The 22,380-nt window shown below is 54.4% G+C and carries 21 protein-coding genes; 4 read left to right on the forward strand and 17 right to left on the reverse strand.

The window, feature by feature from the left end:
* Positions 1-193: 193 nt before the first annotated feature.
* The 6 genes from ttdB to mdh all read right to left on the reverse strand — a co-directional run bounded on the left by ttdB (position 194) and on the right by mdh (position 5,574).
* Positions 194-811 (reverse strand): L(+)-tartrate dehydratase subunit beta, encoded by a 618-nt coding sequence (ttdB, locus tag ABLU78_RS13345; protein ID WP_015703618.1) that lies wholly within the window; start codon positions 809-811, stop codon positions 194-196.
* Complete coding sequence (gene ttdA / locus ABLU78_RS13350; protein ID WP_042895788.1) at positions 811-1,710, reverse strand: L(+)-tartrate dehydratase subunit alpha; 900 nt, start codon at positions 1,708-1,710, stop codon at positions 811-813. Before ttdA ends, ttdB begins: the two co-directional genes overlap by 1 nt.
* A gap of 32 nt (positions 1,711-1,742) precedes the next feature.
* Complete coding sequence (locus tag ABLU78_RS13355; protein ID WP_048229562.1) at positions 1,743-3,011, reverse strand: SLC13 family permease; 1,269 nt, start codon at positions 3,009-3,011, stop codon at positions 1,743-1,745.
* A gap of 211 nt (positions 3,012-3,222) precedes the next feature.
* Positions 3,223-3,888, reverse strand: coding sequence for a GntR family transcriptional regulator (locus tag ABLU78_RS13360; RefSeq protein ID WP_020077824.1), 666 nt, complete (start codon positions 3,886-3,888; stop codon positions 3,223-3,225).
* Complete coding sequence (locus ABLU78_RS13365; RefSeq protein WP_015703622.1) at positions 3,875-4,504, reverse strand: GntR family transcriptional regulator; 630 nt, start codon at positions 4,502-4,504, stop codon at positions 3,875-3,877. The genes ABLU78_RS13360 and ABLU78_RS13365 overlap by 14 nt, the downstream gene beginning before the upstream one ends.
* Before the next feature lie 131 nt (positions 4,505-4,635).
* Positions 4,636-5,574 (reverse strand): malate dehydrogenase, encoded by a 939-nt coding sequence (gene mdh / locus ABLU78_RS13370; RefSeq protein ID WP_015369475.1) that lies wholly within the window; start codon positions 5,572-5,574, stop codon positions 4,636-4,638.
* Between the two features lie 415 nt (positions 5,575-5,989).
* Between mdh and argR the strand changes: the two genes are divergently transcribed.
* The 3 genes from argR (at position 5,990) to yhcN-B (ending at position 7,471) form a co-directional block, all read left to right on the forward strand.
* On the forward strand, positions 5,990-6,460 hold the full coding sequence (argR, locus tag ABLU78_RS13375; RefSeq protein ID WP_015369474.1) for a transcriptional regulator ArgR: 471 nt from the start codon (positions 5,990-5,992) through the stop codon (positions 6,458-6,460).
* A 380-nt stretch (positions 6,461-6,840) separates the two neighbouring features.
* Complete coding sequence (yhcN, locus tag ABLU78_RS13380) at positions 6,841-7,104, forward strand: peroxide/acid stress response protein YhcN (protein WP_015369473.1); 264 nt, start codon at positions 6,841-6,843, stop codon at positions 7,102-7,104.
* A 100-nt stretch (positions 7,105-7,204) separates the two neighbouring features.
* Positions 7,205-7,471, forward strand: coding sequence for a DUF1471 family stress response protein YhcN-B (gene yhcN-B / locus ABLU78_RS13385; RefSeq protein WP_015369472.1), 267 nt, complete (start codon positions 7,205-7,207; stop codon positions 7,469-7,471).
* 49 nt (positions 7,472-7,520) lie between these two features.
* On the opposite strand, the gene ABLU78_RS13390 is transcribed toward yhcN-B, so the two are convergent.
* The 4 genes from ABLU78_RS13390 to aaeX form a co-directional block, all read right to left on the reverse strand.
* A complete protein-coding gene (locus ABLU78_RS13390; RefSeq protein WP_015369471.1) occupies positions 7,521-7,796 on the reverse strand; it encodes a barstar family protein in 276 nt (91 codons plus the stop codon).
* A gap of 84 nt (positions 7,797-7,880) precedes the next feature.
* Positions 7,881-9,848: a p-hydroxybenzoic acid efflux pump subunit AaeB gene (gene aaeB, locus ABLU78_RS13395; RefSeq protein ID WP_015369470.1), complete on the reverse strand. Its 1,968-nt coding sequence runs from the start codon at positions 9,846-9,848 to the stop codon at positions 7,881-7,883.
* A gap of 5 nt (positions 9,849-9,853) precedes the next feature.
* A complete protein-coding gene (aaeA, locus tag ABLU78_RS13400) occupies positions 9,854-10,786 on the reverse strand; it encodes a p-hydroxybenzoic acid efflux pump subunit AaeA (protein ID WP_015369469.1) in 933 nt (310 codons plus the stop codon).
* Between the two features lie 7 nt (positions 10,787-10,793).
* Complete coding sequence (gene aaeX / locus ABLU78_RS13405) at positions 10,794-10,997, reverse strand: p-hydroxybenzoic acid efflux pump operon protein AaeX (protein WP_002918640.1); 204 nt, start codon at positions 10,995-10,997, stop codon at positions 10,794-10,796.
* 130 nt (positions 10,998-11,127) lie between these two features.
* Between aaeX and aaeR the strand changes: the two genes are divergently transcribed.
* Positions 11,128-12,057 carry an HTH-type transcriptional activator AaeR gene (aaeR, locus tag ABLU78_RS13410; RefSeq protein ID WP_020077822.1) on the forward strand — a complete coding sequence of 310 codons (930 nt, stop codon included), beginning with the start codon at positions 11,128-11,130 and terminating at the stop codon, positions 12,055-12,057.
* A 44-nt stretch (positions 12,058-12,101) separates the two neighbouring features.
* On the opposite strand, the gene tldD is transcribed toward aaeR, so the two are convergent.
* The 7 genes from tldD to mreB form a co-directional block, all read right to left on the reverse strand.
* Entirely contained in the window at positions 12,102-13,547 is a 1,446-nt protein-coding gene (gene tldD / locus ABLU78_RS13415; protein WP_015369467.1) for a metalloprotease TldD, read from the reverse strand.
* A gap of 114 nt (positions 13,548-13,661) precedes the next feature.
* Positions 13,662-17,459 (reverse strand): AsmA2 domain-containing protein YhdP, encoded by a 3,798-nt coding sequence (gene yhdP, locus ABLU78_RS13420; protein ID WP_047054531.1) that lies wholly within the window; start codon positions 17,457-17,459, stop codon positions 13,662-13,664.
* A gap of 89 nt (positions 17,460-17,548) precedes the next feature.
* Positions 17,549-19,018, reverse strand: a complete 1,470-nt coding sequence (gene rng, locus ABLU78_RS13425) for a ribonuclease G (RefSeq protein ID WP_015369465.1) — start codon at positions 19,016-19,018, stop codon at positions 17,549-17,551.
* Positions 19,019-19,020: 2 nt separating this feature from the next.
* Positions 19,021-19,602: a nucleoside triphosphate pyrophosphatase gene (locus ABLU78_RS13430; protein WP_015703625.1), complete on the reverse strand. Its 582-nt coding sequence runs from the start codon at positions 19,600-19,602 to the stop codon at positions 19,021-19,023.
* A gap of 8 nt (positions 19,603-19,610) precedes the next feature.
* Positions 19,611-20,099: a rod shape-determining protein MreD gene (gene mreD, locus ABLU78_RS13435; RefSeq protein ID WP_015369463.1), complete on the reverse strand. Its 489-nt coding sequence runs from the start codon at positions 20,097-20,099 to the stop codon at positions 19,611-19,613.
* A complete protein-coding gene (mreC, locus tag ABLU78_RS13440) occupies positions 20,099-21,097 on the reverse strand; it encodes a rod shape-determining protein MreC (protein ID WP_047054529.1) in 999 nt (332 codons plus the stop codon). Before mreC ends, mreD begins: the two co-directional genes overlap by 1 nt.
* Before the next feature lie 70 nt (positions 21,098-21,167).
* Positions 21,168-22,211, reverse strand: coding sequence for a rod shape-determining protein MreB (gene mreB, locus ABLU78_RS13445; RefSeq protein WP_002918653.1), 1,044 nt, complete (start codon positions 22,209-22,211; stop codon positions 21,168-21,170).
* Positions 22,212-22,380: the final 169 nt, after the last annotated feature.

The raw sequence follows: 22,380 nt of genomic DNA on the forward strand, positions 1-22,380 counted from the left end.
GCCGAGGAACATCAGGGTGAAGCCTTCGCCTAACAGAACGGCATCAGTCATAAAATAGCCTTTGGAGGAGCGCAATAATGGCGTGATGAACAACCGCGATAGCCGAGTGGATTTCCCCAGACCACATAGTCAGAAGCCTCTTTATCGTGGAAATTAATTCTCGCCATTACTGCGCAAGATATTTAACCGGGAATTATTTAATGAAACTTACGTGCTGGCAGATTTCATCGGCGACAATTTCTTTGCGCTGATTAAATATCACCTTATTCTGCTCAAACAGGTTATTTCCGTGGGTATCGATCGACACAATAAGCGGACCAAATTCTTTCACCCGGCAAACCCATAAGGTTTCCGGCATGCCCAAATCACGCCACTGGGCATCTTCAATTTCTTCCACACAGACCGCGGCGACCACTGCGCAGCCGGCCGGGAAGACACAGTGGAGCGCTTTATGTTCGGCACAGCCCTCTTCGGTCCCCTTACCCATGCCGCCTTTGCCGACGATTAATTTCACACCGGTCTTAGCAATAAATTCTTTTTCAAATTTCTCCATGCGCATACTGGTGGTTGGCCCAACGGAGACCATTTCAAATTTATCTTCCGTACCTTTAATCGGCCGCACAATGGGCCCGGCATGTAATATCGCGCCGCCGGCAACGTTGACCGGTAATTCACGACCGCCTTCAATTAAACGACGGTGAGCTACATCACGACAGGTAACAATATGACCATTGAGATAAATAATATCGCCCGCTTTAATATCAGCTAAATCTTCATCTTTAATTGGCGTAGTGAGTATTTTTTTAGTCATCAGAAAGCCACTCCTGTGTGAGACGTAATGGTGTAATTCAAATCTTTATCGAAAACGATATGTCCTTTGCGGTGCGACCAGCAGCCAACGTTGACCGCCACGCCGATGGTGGAAGGATGGCGCGCAGTGTTTTCGATATTGACGCCCATCACCGAGGTGTTACCGGACATCCCCTGCGGGCCAAGGCCAATTTTGTTGATGCCGTCTTCGAGCATTTTCTCCAGCGATGCCGCGCGTTCATTCTCATTACGCGATCCAACCGGACGCATCAGCGCTTTCTTCGACAGCAGCGCCGCGGTTTCAACGGAGGTCGCGACGCCAATGCCAACCAGTAGCGGCGGACAGGCGTTCAGGCCATAGCTGGTCATCACATCCAGTACGAAACGGGTTACGCCTTCGTAACCGGCGCCCGGCATTAGCACCATCGCTTTACCCGGTAGCGAGCAGCCGCCGCCGGCCATATAGGTGTAAATGCTGCACTGGTCGGAATCGGGGACGATCTCCCAGAATACCGTCGGCGTACCTTTACCCACGTTTTTACCGGTGTTGTATTCATCAAAGGTCTCCACGCTGTTATGGCGCAGCGGAGAATCCACGGTGGCTTTAATCACCGATTCGCGCAGCAGCGCTTCCAGTTCGCCAATCAGCGGAAAGTTGGCGCCGCACTCAACCAAAAACTGAATCACGCCGGTGTCCTGGCAAGAGGGACGATCCAGCTCTTTGGCCAGACGCTGGTTTTCAACCATGGTGGTAAAGATGACGTCAGCCAGCTGGCTGGTCTCTTTTTTATGCAACTCTTTCAGTTTTGCAGTGACGTCATCAGGCAATACTTTGCCGGTATATCCCACGAATTTGGCCATAATATCGGTCATTCGGGATATCTGTTCGCTTTTGCTCATAAAGGCTCCTTAGTCAGAACAGCGTCCGTAAATTACGGGTGAAAAGGGAAAAGAATTGGCAGCAGTACGAGGCTGACAATGGTCGAAACAATAATCAGAGGGAGGCCGGATTTGGCGTAATCGACAAACTTATAGCCGCCGGCTGAGAGCACCATCATGTTGGCGGGCATACCGATCGGCGTCGCGTAGGCGCAGGAACTGCCGATAACCGTCGCCATCAGGACCGCTTTCGGATCGGCGCCCATACCGGCCGCTATCGACAAACTCACCGGTACCAGTAGCGCGACGGTAGCGGTATTGGACATAAAGTTGGTCATGATGACGGACAGTACAAAGACCACCACCATCAACATGAACGGGGAAGAGTTCTGGCCCAGCATGCCGATAACATGATCGGCAACCAGCTTGCCCGCACCGGTCATTTCCAGCGCTTTTGCCAGCGCCAGCGTGCCGCCAAAAATGAAAATACTTTGTGAATCAATCGCTTTGTAAGCTTGCTTTTCCGTCAGCACGCCGGTAAACACCAGTACCAACGCACCGATACAGCCTGCCACCGTCAGGCTAATGCCGGTCTGTTTCTCAAAAATCATGCCGAGGATCGTGACGATCAGCACCACCAGCGACAGGATCTGTTTCCAGCGCGGAACGTCGCTGTAATCACGCTGTTCGCCGACGCTGCCGACTTCGCCGCTATTCCCGGTAGCAGGCAGAAATTTATAGCCAATCGTCAGGAAATAGAGGATGCCGCAGAGCAGCATCGGTAAACCCACTTTCGCATACTCAAAGAAGCCAAAGCCGCTACCGATATTCTGTAACGCCGATTGCGCGATCAGGTTGCCGGGCGCGCCAATCAACGACAGGTTGCCGCCGAGGGCGGCGGCAAATACCAGCGGCATCAGTAAACGAGAGCGGGCAAAACCCGATTTCGCCGCGACGCCAATCACCACCGGGATCAGCACCGCCGCCGTACCGGTGTTGGAAAGAAAGCCCGACATCACGCCGACCACCACCATGATGGTGAAAATCAGCTGTTTTTCGGTTTTGGCAAAGTGAGTGATCACCCCGCCGACTTTATTGGCCATCCCGGTTTCAAATAACGCCCCGCCGACGACGAACATGGCGACAAAAAGAATGACGTTGGAGTCGATAAAACCAGCAAAAGCTTGTTTTAGATCCAACACGCCGGTGAGTACTAACGCCACGCAGACCACCATGGAAGTCACTGCCAAAGGCACCTTCTCCCAGACGAACATGACGATAGCGAACACCAGCAAACATAAGGTGATGGTAATCGGTTCCATACTTATAATTATCCCTATCAATGATATATGATATTGTATCCAATATTGACGAGGGAGAAATTATTCCCATGCAAAAAGTAAGTCAATGCGTTTTTGAGGAAAGATCGCGCAGTGCGATCTGCATCAAGATCCTGCGCAGATCGTCACAAGAAGTGATTAATAACGATGATCAATAAGAAAAAGCCTGCAGTTGCTCCACAGGCAATTGGCGTTACGCGGTGGTATCAGGAAGGTAGCGCGTTAACATGTTCTCCATCGAGCGGATAATATGCTTGCGCATACGCTGGCGCGCCAGCTCTTCATTATGCTGCTCAAGTGCCTGTAAAATCTCTTTATGTTCGTGGATGGAGATAGCGGCATACTCCGCTTCGGTCACCTTGTACCCCATCGACAGTCCGTTCCACATATTACAAAGCAGCATCTTCATTTTTTCGTTGCCTGCGGCGTTCCAGATCTCCATATGGAAAGCCTGGTTCAGGTCGGAATATTCAGTGAAGTTATTATCGGCCAGCGCTTTTTCCGCTGAGTAGTGTACCTGGGCAATGCGCGAAATATCCGTGCCGGGACGGGAGGCTTTCGCCACCGCCTCGCTTTCCAGCAGCGCGCGAATTTCATAATGCTCGCGGATCGTCTGCTCGTTGATCCCCAACACCACCGCGCCTTTATTGGGGCGGACTTTAATCAGGCCATCGGCGGCTAAAATCTGAAACGCTTCGCGTACCGGCATGCTGGAAACGCCGACCATACGGGCAATGCCTTCGAGAGTTATCTCCTGCCCTTCCACTAAATCCCGCGAAAGAATCGCTTTGCGTAATACCGCCGCGACCTGCTCTTTCGCCGAAAGAAGCTTAATTTTCCCTAATTTAGGCTTCTGCACTTTCCCAATCCTTCATATGTTGACGCATAATTTCCGCAAGCATGAGGAAATAACGCTGTGTTGCCTGAGCAATATTGCCCGCATCGCCGCGGCTAATGGCTCCGGCCAGTTCATGTAGTATCAGTGCCGATTCCTGGCTATCGTCTTTCAGATACAGGATGACATAAGAGATATATCCATCCAAAAATTGCTGATAAGCCTTCGCCAGATAGCGGTTATCAAGATAGGAAATCAGCAACTGATGAAATTCCAGTTCGCGAGTTTTGTCGCCAGGCTGCGCCAGCGCTTGTGCGCGCCCGAGCAGCAATTCCCCCTGGTTTGCCGGCACCAGAGTGAACAATTCGGCAGCCATCACCGCGATCACGCGAAAAATTTGGCTAACATCATCAGGCACCAGTTTTGATACCTGCATATGGCGGTTAGGCAAGCGCACCAGAAAGCCCTCTTGTTCAAGTGACTGCAACGCTTCTCTAACCGGCATACGTGAAAGCCCTAGCTGCTCGGCAATACTCTCCTGCGCCAGCTCATCTCCCGCTTTCATCGCTCCGGACAGAATTTGATAGCGAATGATTTGCGTAATGTGGTCCCTGGTCTGCTTTCGTTCGATCTTTTTCACAACGTCCTCATTGCTTAGGGCTTAAGACGCGGGGATTTTAGCAGATTTAGCCGCCAGGCGGCGCATTCGGCAGGGATATGAGGCGATAAAAAAGCCGGAACGACGGTTCCGGCTTTTCTGCTAAGTAGACATTACTTATTCACGAAATCTTCGCCGAGGGCGATATCTTTCTTCAGCGTATCCAGCATGCCTTCCAGCGCCTGCTGTTCAAAAGCGCTAAGTTTACCGATGGACTGGCGCTCTTCCACGCCATTTTTGCCCAACAGCAGCGGCTGCGAGAAGAAACGGGCATACTGGCCGTCACCTTCGACATAGGCACATTCAACCACGCCTTTTTCACCCTGCATTGCACGCACCAGTGAAAGCCCGAAACGCGCAGCGGCCTGGCCCATCGACAGCGTCGCCGATCCGCCGCCCGCTTTCGCTTCCACGACTTCCGTCCCGGCGTTTTGAATACGTTTGGTGAGATCCGCGACTTCCTGCTCGCTAAAGCTGACGCCAGGGATCTGCGACAGTAAAGGCAGGATAGTGACGCCAGAGTGGCCGCCAATGACCGGAACTTCAACCTCTGTTGCCGATTTACCTTTAAGTTCGGCGACAAAAGTATTAGAACGAATGATATCGAGGGTGGTTACGCCAAACAGTTTGTTTTTATCGTACACACCGGCTTTTTTCAGCACTTCGGCGGCGATAGCGACGGTGGTATTTACCGGGTTGGTGATAATACCGATGCAGGCCTGCGGACAGGTTTTTGCGATCTGCTGCACCAGGTTTTTAACGATACCGGCATTAACATTAAATAAGTCGGAACGATCCATGCCGGGCTTACGCGCGACGCCGGCGGAAATCAGCACCACATCAGCGCCTTCCAGCGCCGGGGTGGCATCTTCACCGGAGAAACCTTTGATTTTTACATCTGTGGGAATATGACTTAGATCTACCGCCACGCCCGGCGTAACCGGAGCGATGTCGTACAACGAGAGCTCTGAACCTGAAGGCAGTTGGGTCTTAAGTAGTAGGGCAAGCGCCTGGCCGATTCCACCAGCGGCGCCGAGGACTGCAACTTTCATCCTAAACTCCTTATTATGGTTAATATAGTCTTTCGTTATTCCGTCGCCTGGACCTTAATTCACAAGATGAACAATTACAATAATTATGGCTGAAGAATGCGGGGTACGCGCAATGATGCAGCAAATTCGCATTTTTCTTCCTGAGACTGGCCATCCAGCAAAGCCGTAGTACCGGATCGACTATTGGTTACAATACACCCAGCTCGCTCGGCAAAACAATATCAATTTCATAACATTTATTTCACTTTTACAGCGATTTACCCGCTGTGATGCAGGCATGTTCCTCATCAGGGTTATTTGCTAAAATATGCGCCTTTCATAACATTATTTACGCTATTCCTTTGCGGATTATTTGCATAAAAATGCACTTGTATGCATAATGATGTTGTTTTTACCACCATAATCTGGGTGACTTATGCGTAGTTCGGCAAAACAAGAAGAACTGGTTAAAGCGTTTAAATCGCTGCTTAAAGAAGAAAAATTCAGCTCGCAAGGCGAAATCGTTCAGGCGCTGCAGGAAGAAGGTTTCGAGAACATCAACCAATCGAAAGTTTCCCGCATGCTGACAAAGTTTGGCGCCGTTCGCACGCGTAACGCCAAAATGGAAATGGTCTACTGTTTGCCTGCCGAACTCGGCGTGCCGACGACCTCCAGCCCGCTGAAAAATCTGGTGCTGGACATCGATTATAACGATGCGGTGGTGGTGATTCACACCAGCCCCGGCGCGGCGCAGCTAATCGCACGCCTGCTGGATTCCTTAGGCAAAGCCGAAGGTATTCTGGGTAGTATCGCGGGTGATGACACTATCTTTACCACCCCTGCCCGCGGTTTTTCCGTTAAAGATCTCTACGACGCGATTCTGGTCCTGTTCGAACAGGAACTCTAAGCGCTCCCCCTCTGGTTCCTGCCAGAGGGTTCTTCCCCGCAAAATGCTATCCCCCAAACCTTCAAATAAAGCAGCATTTTTTTAACATTTAGTGTGGTTTTCCACCTCTATACATTCCTTTACCGAATGATAACGGCTAAAGCGCACAAAAGATCAAAGCGCAATATCTATTTGATTTAAATATAAATAATTATGATATTCACCCCATGAATGACATTTCTAATTCTTATACGTTATAAAAACGACATTTCTTGGAAATTATTTACACTGAAAACAATTAGCATGGTATTAATATTTTTGGTGATTAGTGTATACTTGATTTTGTGATGAGGGTCACGAAACAAAGCCCCCTAATAATAAAATTCGACGAGGTGAACATCATGAAAATCAAAACCACTGTAGCCGCACTCAGCATGCTATCCGTACTGTCCTTTGGCGCTTTCGCCGCTGATTCAATCAACAGCACTCAAGCGGAAAGCCGCCAGTCACTGGGCACCGTATCTATCGGCGCGGTAGGTTCTTCCCCGATGGATATGCATGAAATGCTGAACAAAAAAGCACAAGAAGAAGGTGCTTCTTCTTATCGCATTATCGAAGCTCGCACCGGCGACCATTGGCACGCCACTGCTGAACTTTATAAATAAGCTTTAACGATTGTCGGTCATTAACTGAAACAGTATCTCTTCAGCGGCCTGGTTTCATACGAAATCTCCCGCCGCTGCACATAAGGTTGGAGTCAAGATTATGAAAAGCGCAATTATCATCGCATCCCTGGGTCTCGCATCTGTTCTCTCTTTCGGCGCAAGCGCAGCCGTACAGCAAGTGAATGCCGATCAAGCACAAAACCTGCAGCCAATGGGCACTATCTCTGTATCGCAAGTAGGTAGCGCGCCAATGGATATGCGCCAGGAACTCGCGGCTAAAGCCGAGAAAGAAGGCGCCAGCAGCTACCGCATTATTGAAGCTCGTACCGGCGACAGCTGGCACGCGACTGCTGAGTTGTACAAATAAACCCTCGTCGTCTTATCCGACGACTTGCCCCCGCCTGCCGGGGGCTTTTTTATGCCCAACGGGCATTGAAACGTAGTTGTCCTTCCAGCTCCTCTTCCGCTTCATCGAACAGCAAAATTAACGCGCCAAAGCGACGACGCTGTTTTTCATCCAGATGGACAAATTCAATCTCCAGCGGGAACGGTAAGCGCCCTCCCGTCACCGCGCTCCACAGCGCGTCAAGGTTATCCACCTGCTTATCCGGTAGCGCGAAGGCGCGGGAAAACTCACGATAGAAATCCTGTTGCTCAGCTATTTCATCAAAATCAAAGGTATAAATAGTCATTGCCCGCCGCCCCTTCCGCTCTGTCCCTCTACACCAAATAAGTATAGCGATAAAAAAACCGACGCCGGGGCGTCGGTTCGCAGGTTAGCTATTGGTGAGCACGTGCTGATATTTCTTCAGCATATCCACCAGCCGTCGCACCGGTTCAGTGACCTGGGGCGAAGCCTGCCAGTGAAGGAGTTTTTCCTGATAAACATCAAGCTCTTCCAGCAGACGGGTAAAGTAACGGCGGCGCTTATCGTCGCTGCCGGCGGAGATAACGTGATCGGCGGTTCGCCGCAGCTGGCGGTGGAAGGCCGACAGATCCTCGTTTACCGGTACCGGGGCATCGCGTAGACGCTGGTGCGCGATAATCAGCGTCAACGCTAACCGAAAGCGGGCGATATCGCCGGGAAACTTGTTCAGCAGTAAAAACAGCTGTTGATACAGCGCCGGCAAATGGTTCTCTTTTCGCCTTGCGCTGTTAGTAGTGAGCGAAGAGACCGCCGCCGAGACGAACTGGTTCAATAACACCCGTCCGGTGCGTGCCTGCGAGTTATCACGCACTAACAGAATCACCATCAGCGCGAGGAAACAGCCGACAATCTGCCCCAGGGCGCTATCGAGGAACTGGCTAAACTGGAACTGCATCGGGTTATCCAGCACCAAAATGTTGATGGTGCTCGCTAAAGCCCCCAGCGATCCCAACCGCCGCTTTTGTACCTCAATGCCGATAAAGAACGCCATCGCGGCAAGGCTGATACACAATAGCAGCATGCTCTGTTGCGTCGCCGGCATGACGACAAGGAAAAACAGCGCGCCGAGCGGTAAAGCGGCAAGGGTGCCATAGAGGAAGTCTAAGGCCACCATCCGCGGGTTAGGCAGACGCATCGCCAGCGCGGTCACCACGGCAATCATGACCATCGCCCCGCTACCGGATGTCCAGCCGGTCCATAGCCAGAACAGGGTGCCGAGAATACAGGAAATGGAGGTTCGCCAGAAGTTAACCATCGCGTGGTGACGTTCGGCGGACTCAACCTTCACCACCGTCTCGCCGCGTAGAACTTCATCTTCAATACGGCTGATTTTGGTGTTGCCAACCACGCCGCGCTTGAGCAGCAGGTAACGCGTCGCCGCGCCGACCCAGCTATAAATAGTGACCGGCGTATTGTGTTCACCTTTCCAGGTCAGGAAGCGGCGCATACGCTTAAGCTGTTGATGCACATCCTGTACCGTTTCCACTGGCTCAGCGAACAGCTCGCGGTAGTCGTCAGTCACCATCTCCGGGCGTGAGTTCTGGATCAGATAGGTTTCGCAGGCCTGAGTAATCAGCGTCAGCGATAGCGTGTTGATCGCCTTTAGCCGCTGGTTGACCTTCGACCAGCGCGAAGATTCCATGATCAGATTGCCGCGCATTCCTTCCAGCGCGGCAGTACGGCGCACCAGCGCTCCCCAGGCTTTGTCCACCACCTCGCTATCGCCATGGGCGACACAAAGCTGCATCAGGCGATACTGATCCAATAGCAGGTTATCCAGTTCGAGGTCGATCTCTTTTTTGATGGAGCGCGGGGAAAATAGCAGATCAGCAACGATGGCGCTGACGATCCCGATGACGATTTCGCTACAGCGCTCAACCGCAAACTGCGGCGCCAGCATCGGGTCGGTATGAATGGTGATGATGATAATCAGCGCCGTATAACCCGCCAGCCCCCAGGCGTAGGAGTTTTCCACCTTCACCAGCGAGGAGATCCAGGTGCAGAAACCGGCCCAGAGACAGCAGACCAGCATCATCAACAGCGGCGCGCGGATCATGAGGATAATGATCGCCAGCGCGGCAATACAGCCGATAAACGTCCCGGCAATACGCAACATTCCACGATAACGAATCGCCCCGGAATAGGGTTCACCGCCGGCGGCAAATGCCGGGCCGGCGGTCACGATAGCTGCGGTCAGTACGGCCCAACGCGGCGTCTCAAGCTGAAAATGAAAGCCGACAAACAGCGCCAGCACCACCGCGCATGCAAGCTTAATGGCAAAGCGGAGATGCCGGGGAGCAATGGTATAGGTCCCCATGGCGATTAACCAAACTCACGTAAGCGCATGGCGACTTTCTGGAAGAAGTTGGCCTGGCTAGCGTCGCGATCTTCTTTACCGGTAATGACGACGGTTGCGGTGGTGCCCGACGGCCAGAGGTTGCCCTGCTGCTGGTCAAGACGAATACGTACCGGCACGCGCTGCGCCAGACGCACCCACTCAAGGTTGGAGTCAACAGAGGCCATCCCTTTTGTATCGCTGCTGCTGCTGGCGTTAGTCACGCCCGCGGCAACGCTGTCAACGGTACCTTTTATCACCTTACTACTGCCGAGCGGAGTGATTTCGGCGCGATAGCCCGGACGCACGCCTTCCAGCTTAGTCTCTTCCAGGTATGCCATCACGTAGAAGGTATTTTGTTTCACCAAAGCGACCGCGGTCGAACCGCGGGTGATGAATTCACCGGCGTAGACGTTCAGGTTGGTCACCCAGCCGTCGGCCGGCGCACGAATCACCGTGCGTTCGAGATCCAGTTTGGCTAAATCGCGGCTGGCCACCGCTTTTGCCAGCTGATGCTCTACGGTTTGCAGCACGTTGTTGGCCTGGTCAATCTCTTCGCGCGACATCGCCTGCACGCCGAGCTTGTTACGGCGCCCGGCTTCAACGCGTTTTTCCTGAGCCAGCGTCTGGTAATAGGAGACATCGGCTTGCGCCTCCGCCAGCGCTTTTTGGTAACGAGGTTGGTCAATAACGAACAATACCTGGTCTTTCTTAACCAGTTGGTTATCCTTGACATTCACCTGTGAAATGAGCCCAGACACATCCGGGGCGATGGCGACGATATCGGCGCTAAAGCGCGCATCGCGCGTCCACGGCGACGCGGTGTAGTACACCCATGCGCGAAAAATAGCGATAAACGCCAGAATAACCAGTATCACAGTGATGGCAGTACGCAGGATATTTCTTGTTAGTGTTTTCACATCGACCTCAAACGAACAAGCGCGATATCAGATAAAACAGACAGCAATACAGCGCAGTATTAAACAGTGCAGGGTGCCAGACAAAATCATAAATACCGGTCGGAACCAGCAAACGGTGCACCAGCCAGAAGATGGCTAGCGACAATAGCAGCTCAAAGAAGATCGGCGGAAACGATAAGCCGAAAATCACTATGACAGGAAACAGACTCATGATGACCTTGATAAGAAGCGTACAGGTGGTAGCGTGATGCGTTTATTATGTAGCTAACTATATATTAACGTAACAATTGCAGCCTTATCTATAATATGTGATCTAAATCACTTTTAAGCCAGAGTGAATAATGGAACGACTAAAACGCATGTCGGTGTTCGCCAAAGTGGTTGAGCTGGGCTCTTTCACCGCCGCCGCACGCCAGCTCCAGATGAGCGTTTCATCTATCAGCCAGACCGTTGCTAAACTGGAAGACGAGCTACAGGTAAAGCTGCTCAACCGCAGCACCCGCAGCCTGGGCTTAACAGAAGCGGGTAAAATTTATTACCAGGGCTGCCGAAGAATGCTCTTTGAAGCGCAGGACGTCCATGAACAGCTGTATGCCTTCAACAATACTCCCATCGGCACGCTGCGCATCGGTAGCTCTTCAACTATGGCACAGAATGTGCTGGCGCGCATAACCGCCGACATGCTCAAAGAATATCCGGGTTTATCGATTAATCTGGTGACCGGCATCCCTGCGCCAGACCTGATTGCCGACGGCCTCGACGTGGTGATACGCGTCGGCGCATTGCAGGATTCCAGCCTCTTCTCGCGGCGGCTGGGCTCGATGCCGATGGTGCTCTGCGCGGCGAAAAGCTATCTTCAGCACGCGGGATGCCCGGAAAAACCGGCGGATCTCGCCAGCCACTCGTGGCTGGAATATAGCGTACGGCCAGATAATGAGTTCGAAATTATCGCCCCGGAGGGGATCTCAACACGTCTGATCCCACAAGGGCGTTTCGTCACTAACGATCCGATGACGCTGATCCGCTGGCTGACTGCCGGCGTTGGCGTGGCCTACGTTCCGCTGATGTGGGCGATCGACGAGATCAATCGCGGTGAACTGGAGATCCTGCTGCCGAGCTATCAATCGGATCCGCGGCCGGTCTATGCGCTGTATACCGAAAAAGACAAACTGCCGCTGAAGGTGCAGGTATGTATTAACTATCTGACGGATTATTTTGTCGAGGTGGCGAAGATCTATCAGGGAATGCACGGGCGCGGGATGACCCGTTAATTGACATCCCGGCAGCGGCTTCGCGCCGCCGGGACCAGCCGTTATCAGGCGGTGCCGCCAACGGTAAGGTTGTCGACTTTCAGCGTCGGCTGGCCGACGCCGACCGGCACGCTCTGCCCTTCTTTACCGCACACGCCAACGCCGCTATCCAGCTTCAGGTCGTTACCAACCATAGAAATCTGCTGCATCGCTTCGATACCGGAACCGATTAGCGTCGCGCCTTTGACTGCCTTGGTCACTTTGCCTTTTTCAATCAGGTAAGCTTCCGAGGTCGAGAAGACAAATTTACCGGAGGTGATATCCACCTGGCCGCCGCCGAAGTTCGGCGCGTAGATACCGTAATCGACCGATTCGATAATCTCCTGCGGCGTCGACTTACCGGCCAGCATATAGGTGTTGGTCATCCGCGGCATCGGCAGATGCGCATAGGATTCACGGCGACCATTACCGGTCGGCGCAACGCCCATTAAACGCGCGTTGAGCTTATCCTGCATATAACCTTTCAGGACACCGTTTTCGATAAGCACATTGTATTGACCCGGCGTACCTTCGTCATCAATCGCGACCGAACCACGGCGATCGGCCATGGTGCCGTCATCCACGACGGTGCACAGTTCAGAGGCGACTAATTCGCCCATGTGACCGCTGAAGACCGAGGTGCCGCGACGGTTAAAGTCACCTTCCAGACCGTGGCCAACGGCTTCATGCAGCAGCACGCCAGGCCAGCCCGCGCCAAGAACCACCGGCAGCATTCCGGCTGGCGCGGCAACCGCGGACAGATTGACTAATGCCATACGTACCGCTTCACGCGCCCAGACATCCGCCCGTACGTCGCCATCCAGCGGCGCAAGGAAATAATCATAGCCAAATCGCCCGCCGCCACCGCTGGCGCCGCGCTCGCGTTTGCCGTCTTCCTCCACCAGCACGCTCACGGAGAGGCGAACCAGCGGACGGACATCAGCGGCCAGCGTCCCGTCCGTTGCCGCCACCAGGATAAGCTCGTAGACGCCGCTCAGGCTGGCGGAAACTTCCTGCACGCGCTTATCGGCAGCACGCGCCACCTTATCAACGCGGCGCAGGATATCCAGTTTCTCTTCGCGGCTCATGCTCTGCAGCGGATCGACGCTGGTATAGAGAGAGCTGTATTCCACCGCGCCGAGCGTCTGCACTTTGCCGTCGCCATGGTCGCGGACGATAGTACGCGCCGCCTGGGCACTCTGTTCAAGCGCCAGTTTGCTGATTTGGTCCGCATAGGCAAAACCGGTTTTCTCGCCGCTTACCGCCCGGACGCCTACGCCCTGGTCAATATTGTACGACCCATCTTTAATGATGCTGTCTTCCAGAACCCAGGATTCGTGATAGCTCGACTGAAAATAAAGATCGCCGTAATCGAGACGGCGCTCAGCCAGTTGGCCAAGAATGGCAAACAGGTCCTGATGGTTCAGGCCATTTGCCGACAGTAATTGTTCACTTACCAGGTTCAAACTCATCGTTACGCTACTCGTTTGTTGCCGCCTGACATAGGGGAATGCCACGCGGCGAAAAAAATGACGGGGATAAAATGCCCTCTATTGAGAGTGCGATAATTCCCCGTACTCGTCAAATCATTGCTTTTTGTTACTGCGCGCCTGGCGCAGCACTTCATTGATTTCCGGCTGATCGATTGGACCCGTAATGCGATAGCGCAGAATCGACACTTTGTTCCACAGCGGCCCAAGCACCTTGCTGGCGGCAAACACCGCCGCGCCGACGATCGGGTTGACGGCGAATGCCGCCGCTACGCCGACGGTGGCCGAAATTTCCGGCGCCACCACCGCTTGTAAATCTAAACGACGACGCACCAGATCGACCGAACCTTTCATCGCGATGTCGGCTTCGAGCCCATCCACCAGCGTATCATCCGTATTCAGCACGCCGTCTTTAATCCACGCCGTACTGCGAATCGAATCAAACCAGAACCCTTCCTGGAAGGTGTCGCTGAAATCGAAGCGTAGCTTACGCAGCAGCGCGTCAACGCTCAATAGCCTTAACAACTGACCGGCATGACCGGTGCTCAGGTCAGTAAACTCGCCTTTGCCGAGGCGGCTTTTGAGGATCCCGTTCAGCGAAGCGACATCAGGCTGCCATGGCGGCGCGCGCCAGTGCAGATCGTAATCGACATCAAACGACGACCCTTTCACCGGCGTCGAGACACCGAAGAAGTTGACGAAGTCGTCCGTTTTATTGCCGTGAAGCTTGCCTTTCAGCGAGGTACGTACGCCGCCCGGCGCATTTACCCAGACGCCATCGGTAGTGAGTCGGCCAAAGCCGGTATCCACCAGGCCATTACTGAGAGTGAGCGTATCGCCCTTGATATCGAAGTCACCGTCGATTCGTCCATATTTTTGCCCCCACAGCCAGCACTCTTTACAGCGCAGCTGTAAATCCGGCCAGCCGCGGAAATCCAGACGGGTATCAGCCAGCGGGCCGCTCTCTTTTTTCGCCGTACCGCTGTTATCGCTGGAAGGGTTGTAATAGAGGTAGCGAATAGCCGCCAGCCAGGGGGCATTCTTATGCATCGTCAACGTGGCATTGATTTCACGCCCCTGCGCCTCCACCTTCGAGCCGCTACCGTCAGGCTGAGAGACCAGACTGACGTTATTCCAGTTCTGCCCGGCGAAGGCCAGCGACGGTGTACGAAGCGTCACGCGCTCCGGGAAGGCCATATTACTGCTCACTTCGTTGACGGCGCCTTGCTGGAACAACGCCAGCCATTGCGCGCCATCCATCGCCGGCATGTTGAGCTCGACGCCTGATGCTTCAGGCAGCGACGGAATCGCTTTGCTGTCGGAGGTCAGAATCGCCCGATCGAGCGTCAACTTGTTATTCAGTAACCAGCGGCTATTGACGTGGTTCTTGCTGCCGATGTTGCCGGTCAAATCGAAGCTGCTTAAGCCGCCGGTCACGTTGATTTTCACCGGCAACGGCTCACCCGCCGATTTATTCACCGGCGCAGGTAAGTGACTACTCACATTTTTCAGATCGCCGTTGATATCGACTTTGTAGCTCGCGCTACCGCGATACGGTAACTCAATGGCCACTTTGCCGTCCCAGGGGACGCTGCCGCTGAGTTCATCATTGACCGCTTTCGGCAGCAGGCCGGTACGCGTCGGCTGCCAGTTAGCGTTCATGCCGACGTCAACGAGGAAGGCTTTCGCCCCTTCAGTGGTGGTGAAATTGAGGTTCAACGGTTGATTAAACCAGGTCGCGCTTAGCGGCCCGCTTTTTAAATCTCCGTTTTCGAAGCTGAACTGACCATTGAGATTCTTCAGCGTCGCGTCAATCGGCTTGATAAACAGATCGTTATTTTTCAGCCGTACATCGCCTTTGGCGGTGGTCATCTCGCCATCAAGCGGGATAGCAAGATGTAAGCGAGCGCTCACATTACCATCAAGCTGCAGTTCATCCAGCGCCGAGCCGAGCGTATCCTTCAGCGGGGTCTGTTTGAAATAAGGGCCGACCTCTTTACCAGGGCCGTTAACATCGGCATCGATAAACAGTTTTTCATGGGAATAGTCGGGGATCACCGCGTCAAGGTTGCTGGCAGTAACGTTGCCCAGCATCGCTTTATCCGCCTTCATCCACAGGCCGTTATTGACGAAGTTAAGGTTGATATCCAGTCCGGTCAGCGCCGGCCAGTCCGGCTGGAAGGCGAAAGTCGCGTTCTTCAGCGGTACCGAGACCTGGAATTGGCCTTCGTTATGCTCATAGGGGAACTGATGTGGGTTGCCGCCGTAAACCAGGGTGGCATTGCTGGCCTGGCCGCCCTTAATTGCGCCGCTCAGGTAATCCACCAGCGCTTTGCCCATCAGATTTTCCGGGAAATAGCGCCACGCCTGGCCGCCATCATTGGTACTGATACCCGCCAGGATGCCTAACCACGGCTCATCGCCTGCTGGCTGCAGATAGCGGAAGCCGCCGCGCGCGCGAACGCCGGTTGCCTGCACGTCGATATCGCGGCCATCCAGCATAAAGCCCTTGCTGTTCCTTTCCCAGCTTAGAGTCGCATCGCCCTGGGCTATCTCCAGCGGTGCGCGAAAGACCGTTTCATAAGGCATTTTCGCCTGGGTCATATGCGCGCGCAGTTCGCCGTTTTCCACGCTGCCGCTCAGGCTGCCGGAAAAGTGCTCGGCTCCCGGCAGCAGCTTCCACTGCTTCCACGCCAGATCGCTCCAGTCGGCCTGGAAACGGGTCTTTTCCGTTGCCTGCAGCGGGATATCCAATGCCAACAGGTTGATTTTGCCGCTCGGCTGGGTGGTTCGCCACACTTCGCCAAAGCTCGGCGCCAGCTTATCGGCCATCGGTTGCAGACCGGTTAGCCCGCCAAGCTCGAGATTGCTGGCGCGGATGCGTAGCTCATCGCTGCGCTGATTGTTATTGCCACCCACTTCCTGCGCCGGGATCCACGCCATCGCCAGCTCGCCGCGCGGCCAGGCTTTGCCGTCTATCGAGATCCGCGTATCGGGGATGTGAAATGCCCAGCTTTGATTTTCACGCGTGATATGCCCCGTCAGGTTATCCACCGACAGCTGATGCAGATGCTTATCGCCCTGCCAGCTGGCGCCGCCTTTTTTCAGCCATACATCGCCGCTGGCGACATCGCCTTTATCGATGGTCATCCAGCCTTCGAGACTAAAGCGCGCGCTCTGCAGGGCGATGTTGTCTTGCATCCAGCGCCCGAGCCAGGGTTTAACGTCGATGTCGTCGGCCTGTAACCAGAGGCGCCCCTTGTTGAGCAGGCCATTCTCGTCACGTAAATCCATCCGCACCTGCATGACGCCGTGCTGGCCGGTGAGGCTCGAAAGGCTCAGCTGCCCCTCGGCGCGGTGGCGATTTTTACCGTTAAGCCAGGTCAGCTGTGGGATCGCCAGTTCAGCACGCTGACCGGAAATCGTCAGGAAGCTCAAATGGCTATCACGGAGAATAAAGTGGTCAAACTGGCGCAGGAACAGATCGCTGATGCGATCGGTCTTCAGGCTTGCGCCGTCGTCGTTAGTCTGGATGGGGGTATTGGTGTGAATTTGCAGTTGCCAGAAGGTCAGGTCGCGGAACTGCCAGCGCATATGCAGCAGACTTTGCCAGACGTCGAGGGCAAGGGTAACCCGTTTGATCGTCATTTCGCCACCGTCTTTCAAGGTGGCTTTAATATCGCGAACGTCCAGCGTCGGGCCGAAGTTTTCCCAGTTGGCGTTGATCTGTGAGGCATCAACCGCGACCCCGGATACCGCGGTAATTTTCTCCAGCAGTTGGGGACGCCAGTTATTTAGCTGCGGCAATGCCAGACGCAGGCCACTCACCAGTAGCGCAACAATCACCACCACGGTTGCCACGGTGAGCAGTAATATCCCGGGCCATCGCCTCAACGCATCTCTCCTTGTCAGCCTGTTACGCTTTATCCTTCAGCCCGCCTGTTTACCGCCCCCGACGCCATCGGGAGCGACAGGCTGAATGATTACATCATTACCACATCGAACTGCTCTTGATTATAGAGCGGCTCAATTTGCACTTTGACCTGCTTGCCGACAAAGATTTCGACTTCCGCCAGCGCGTGGGACTCTTCCCCTTTCAGCGCTTCCGCGACGGCAGGTGAAGCATAGACCAGGAAGCGGTCTGAGTCATACGCATGATGCACACGAACTATTTCGCGCATGATCTCATAGCAGACCGTTTCGACCGACTTTACCGTGCCGCGCCCATGACAGGTAGGACACTCGTTACACAGCACATGTTCCACGCTTTCGCGGGTGCGCTTGCGGGTCATCTCGACCAGCCCCAGCTGCGAGAAGCCGTTAATGCTGGTTTTCACCCGGTCTTTACTCAGCGCCTGCTCCAGGGAATGCAGTACCCGACGACGATGATCTTCATTATTCATATCGATAAAATCAATGATGATAATGCCGCCCAGGTTACGCAGACGCAGCTGGCGCGCGATAGCCTGCGTGGCTTCAATATTGGTATTGAAGATGGTGTCGTCGAGATTACGGTGGCCAACAAACGCCCCGGTATTGATATCGATGGTGGTCATCGCTTCGGTCTGATCAATGATCAGATAGCCGCCTGACTTCAGCTCGACTTTACGCTCCAGCGCGCGTTGGATTTCGTTCTCAACGTCAAAGAGATCGAAAATCGGCTGGCGGCCGCTGTAATGTTCCAGCTTGCTGGTCATTTCCGGAATGTATTCCGCGGTGAACTCCAGCAGCGCCTCGTAGGTCAGGCGCGAATCCACGCGAATGCGGTCAAGCTGAGCGTCGGCGAAATCGCGCAGCACGCGCTGGGCCAGCGCCAGCTCGCCGTACATCTGATAGCGGGTCTGGTTGCGCTTTTTGCGCTCCATGACTTTGGTCCAGACGCGCTTAAGGTAGGCCGCATCCGCCGCCATCTCTTGCTCATGCACGCCTTCCGCCGCGGTGCGGATAATAAACCCGCCCTGCTCGTCGCAATATTCGGTGACCACGCTTTTCAAACGTTCGCGCTCGGCCTCGCTTTCAATACGCTGCGATACGCCGACGTGCGAAGCGCCCGGCATAAAGACCAGATAGCGGGAAGGTATGGTAATGTCGGTGGTCAGACGCGCGCCTTTGGTACCCAGCGGGTCTTTCACCACCTGCACCATCAGGTCCTGGCCCTGACGCACCAGCTCGGAAATATCGCGAACGGTAAACTGCTTCTGCTCTTCACCCGCCACGCACTCGGTGTGCGGCATGATATCGGAAGCATGCAGAAAGGCGGCCTTATCCAGGCCAATATCTACAAAAGCCGCCTGCATTCCAGGCAACACACGACTGACACGACCTTTGTAGATATTGCCTACGATTCCGCGCCGCGCTTCTCTCTCAATATGAATTTCCTGCAGGATCCCGCCATCGATATACGCGACGCGCGTCTCGGATGGCGTTACGTTAACTAATAATTCAGCCGTCATCTTTATCCCTTTTCTTCACGCAGTGAGTTAAAGTTACTCAGCAACTCATACGTTTCCACCAGCGGTAAGCCGACTACGGCGTGATAGCTGCCATTTATCTTCCTGACAAAACAACCACCCAACCCTTGAATACCGTATGCGCCTGCTTTATCTAAAGGTTCGCCGCTGGCTACGTAGGTAGCGATATCCTGCTCGGAGAGCAGACGGAAGGTCACTTCCGTCACCACCAGGCAATCCAGCGTTTGCTGCTTATCCGCCAACGCCACCGCGGTCATCACCTGGTGGGTTTTTCCGGAAAGCATGCGAAGCATTTCTGCGGCGTGCCCGGCGTCGCGCGGCTTTTCCAGCACTTCGCCGTTAAGAATGACAATCGTATCCGCGCCCAACACCGGCAGATCGCGCGGCGCCATCGCCACGCCAGCCAGCGCTTTTTCGCGCGCCAGACGCACAACGTAATGCGCAGCGCTCTCCTGCGGGCCGCGTCGTTCCTCAATACCCGGAACCAGACGTTCGAAAGAGAGACCAAGCTGAGTTAGCAGTTCCTGCCGACGCGGGGAACCAGAAGCCAGATACAGAGTTGTCATATCAACCTTTATTGAACCGCAAATTGCTGACGCACTTTACGCATTAGCAGGAATAGCCACGGCCAGAGCACACCGTTTACTACACTACTCCAGAACACTTCCGGACGGAAAGAGACGTTGATCACTAAAAACTCTGCCCAGAAAACAATGATATCAACGGCAAGAGACAACAGCATGACCACCAGCGCCTGTTGCCAGAGCGCCAGATTACGGAACAGCTGATATTTTAAAGCGACCAGATAGGCGACAATACTTAACGACAGCGCGCGTACGCCGAGGGTCGAACCGCTGATGAGGTCGAGAATCGCCCCCATCACAAATCCGGTACCGACGTTAACCCGGTGCGGCAGCGCGAGGATCCAGTACAACAGAATCAACAACACCCAGTTTGGCCGAAAGACGGTGATGTCCTGCGGCCAGGGCATAATCTGCAGCAATAGCGCAATAAGAAACGAGAGCCAGATAACCCAGCGTCCCTGGCTACGATAACTTGCCACTATTGCCCCCCTGCTGGCAGAGGTTGCGCGGACGGCGCCGGCGTCAGGCCTGTCGCCGGCGCCGGCATCTGCGGCCCCATCGCATCAGGCGCAGGCAGCACCTGCGGCATCATCTGCATCAGGCGCTCATTGGCAACGCGGTGCACCTCTTCCGGAGTCATCGGGTTAGCGCCGTTGCGATCGGCGCCCCACAGCAGCAGCAGATAGCGCAAACGCTGCAGTCCGGCGGTCGGACGGGCCTGGATCACCGTGTATGCACGCTGAGTATCCAGACGTACCGAGGAGACTACCCCAACTGGATACCCTTCCGGGAAGCGTCCGCCGAGCCCGGAGGTCACCAGCACATCGCCGACGCGAATATCGGTATTCGCCGGCAGATGTTCAAGCTGTAAATCATCAGTACAACCGTTACCGGCAGCAATGACGCGGATATCGTTACGCAGCACCTGGATCGGCAAGGCATGGGTCGCATCGCAAATGAGCAGCACGCGGCTGGTCATTTTCGCTACCGCCACCACCTGGCCGACAACGCCCTTGTCGCTAATGACCGGTTGGCCTTCATAAACGCCATTGACGCTGCCCTTGTCGATAACGACCTGATCGCTGTAGGGATCGTTAACCGTCGAAATAACCTGGGTCACCATCTTCTGCTCATCCTGACGCAGCGGCGAGCCTAACAGCTCACGTAGACGGGCGTTTTCTTGTTTGTATTGACCCAGCATCAGCAGATCGCTGTTTTTCAACAGCAGTTCCTGACGCAGCGCGCGGTTTTCCAGTTCGAGCTGATCGCGGGTCGCCAGCGATTGCGATACGCTGTCGAGCAGTTCCCGGGGACCATTTGAGATAAAGTAGAAAGGACTGACGGCTGTATCCATGTACGTTCGAATCTGGCTGAACGTACCCAGGCGGCTGTCGGCGATAATGACGCCAAGCGCCACCAAAACCGCCAGAATAAGGCGAATCTGTAGCGACGGGCCACGGCTAAAAATTGGCTTCATAGGCTATGCGTATTCTCGTGTCAGTAAAGACCAGAGGCAGCCCTTAAGCTGCCCCAGACCTTCAGGCTGACTACTCTTCGCTGAACAAGTCGCCGCCGTGCATATCGATCATTTCCAGCGCCTTACCGCCGCCACGAGCGACGCAGGTCAGTGGATCTTCTGCAACTACGACAGGGATCCCTGTCTCTTCCATTAACAGACGGTCAAGGTTACGCAGCAGCGCGCCGCCGCCGGTCAGGACCATACCGCGCTCGGAGATATCGGATGCCAGCTCCGGCGGGCACTGTTCCAGCGCGACCATAACGGCGCTGACGATGCCGGTCAGCGGCTCCTGCAGCGCTTCGAGGATTTCGTTGGAATTGAGGGTGAAGCCGCGTGGAACGCCTTCAGCCAGGTTACGGCCGCGCACTTCGATTTCGCGTACTTCATCACCCGGGTAAGCGGAACCGATTTCGTGTTTGATACGCTCAGCGGTTGCTTCGCCGATCAGGGAACCGTAGTTACGGCGCACGTAATTGATCACGGCTTCGTCGAAACGGTCGCCGCCGATACGTACGGAAGAAGAGTAGACCACGCCGTTCAGGGAGATAACTGCGACTTCGGTAGTACCGCCGCCGATATCAACAACCATAGAACCGGTCGCTTCAGAAACCGGCAAGCCTGCGCCGATCGCGGCCGCCATCGGCTCTTCGATCAGGAAGACTTCACGAGCGCCAGCGCCCTGCGCGGATTCGCGGATAGCACGACGCTCAACCTGGGTCGCGCCAACCGGCACGCACACCAGCACGCGTGGGCTCGGACGCATAAAGCTGTTGCTATGCACCTGTTTAATAAAGTGTTGCAGCATCTTTTCAGTCACGAAGAAGTCGGCGATAACGCCGTCTTTCATCGGGCGAATCGCCGCGATATTGCCCGGCGTACGGCCCAGCATCTGCTTCGCTTCATGACCTACAGCGGCAACGCTTTTCGGCGAACCGGCACGATCCTGACGAATGGCCACAACGGAAGGCTCATTCAATACGATGCCTTGTCCTTTTACATAAATAAGGGTATTCGCGGTACCCAGGTCAATGGACAGGTCATTGGAAAACATGCCACGAAATTTTTTTAACATACTAAGGGATAATCCTGAAAGCTGGGGCGGAAAACAAAATCCGCTTACTTTACCAACCACACGCAGCAGCGACAAGGCGCAAAAATCATCTGCTACGGTGAAAATTAGTGCAGTTCATTTCCTTTGTTACAAACATTTACGAAGTCCCTTCGGCGCTGAATAAATCAGC

This window comes from Klebsiella sp. JN_Kp122 (assembly GCF_040062085.1).
Taxonomy (GTDB): domain Bacteria; phylum Pseudomonadota; class Gammaproteobacteria; order Enterobacterales; family Enterobacteriaceae; genus Klebsiella; species Klebsiella aerogenes.

Bases quoted from the DNA above. Each gene is read 5' to 3' on its own strand.
- rng (WP_015369465.1), bottom strand. From the start codon at position 19,018: ATGACGGCTGAATTATTAGTTAACGTAACGCCATCCGAGACGCGCGTC.
- ttdB (WP_015703618.1), bottom strand. From the start codon at position 811: ATGACTAAAAAAATACTCACTACGCCAATTAAAGATGAAGATTTAGCT.
- ABLU78_RS13355 (WP_048229562.1), bottom strand. From the start codon at position 3,011: ATGGAACCGATTACCATCACCTTATGTTTGCTGGTGTTCGCTATCGTC.
- yhcN (WP_015369473.1), top strand. From the start codon at position 6,841: ATGAAAATCAAAACCACTGTAGCCGCACTCAGCATGCTATCCGTACTG.
- argR (WP_015369474.1), top strand. From the start codon at position 5,990: ATGCGTAGTTCGGCAAAACAAGAAGAACTGGTTAAAGCGTTTAAATCG.
- mreC (WP_047054529.1), bottom strand. From the start codon at position 21,097: ATGAAGCCAATTTTTAGCCGTGGCCCGTCGCTACAGATTCGCCTTATT.
- mdh (WP_015369475.1), bottom strand. From the start codon at position 5,574: ATGAAAGTTGCAGTCCTCGGCGCCGCTGGTGGAATCGGCCAGGCGCTT.
- aaeX (WP_002918640.1), bottom strand. From the start codon at position 10,997: ATGAGTCTGTTTCCTGTCATAGTGATTTTCGGCTTATCGTTTCCGCCG.
- ttdA (WP_042895788.1), bottom strand. From the start codon at position 1,710: ATGAGCAAAAGCGAACAGATATCCCGAATGACCGATATTATGGCCAAA.
- yhcN-B (WP_015369472.1), top strand. From the start codon at position 7,205: ATGAAAAGCGCAATTATCATCGCATCCCTGGGTCTCGCATCTGTTCTC.
- aaeR (WP_020077822.1), top strand. From the start codon at position 11,128: ATGGAACGACTAAAACGCATGTCGGTGTTCGCCAAAGTGGTTGAGCTG.
- ABLU78_RS13390 (WP_015369471.1), bottom strand. From the start codon at position 7,796: ATGACTATTTATACCTTTGATTTTGATGAAATAGCTGAGCAACAGGAT.
- tldD (WP_015369467.1), bottom strand. From the start codon at position 13,547: ATGAGTTTGAACCTGGTAAGTGAACAATTACTGTCGGCAAATGGCCTG.
- aaeB (WP_015369470.1), bottom strand. From the start codon at position 9,848: ATGGGGACCTATACCATTGCTCCCCGGCATCTCCGCTTTGCCATTAAG.
- mreB (WP_002918653.1), bottom strand. From the start codon at position 22,211: ATGTTAAAAAAATTTCGTGGCATGTTTTCCAATGACCTGTCCATTGAC.
- ABLU78_RS13430 (WP_015703625.1), bottom strand. From the start codon at position 19,602: ATGACAACTCTGTATCTGGCTTCTGGTTCCCCGCGTCGGCAGGAACTG.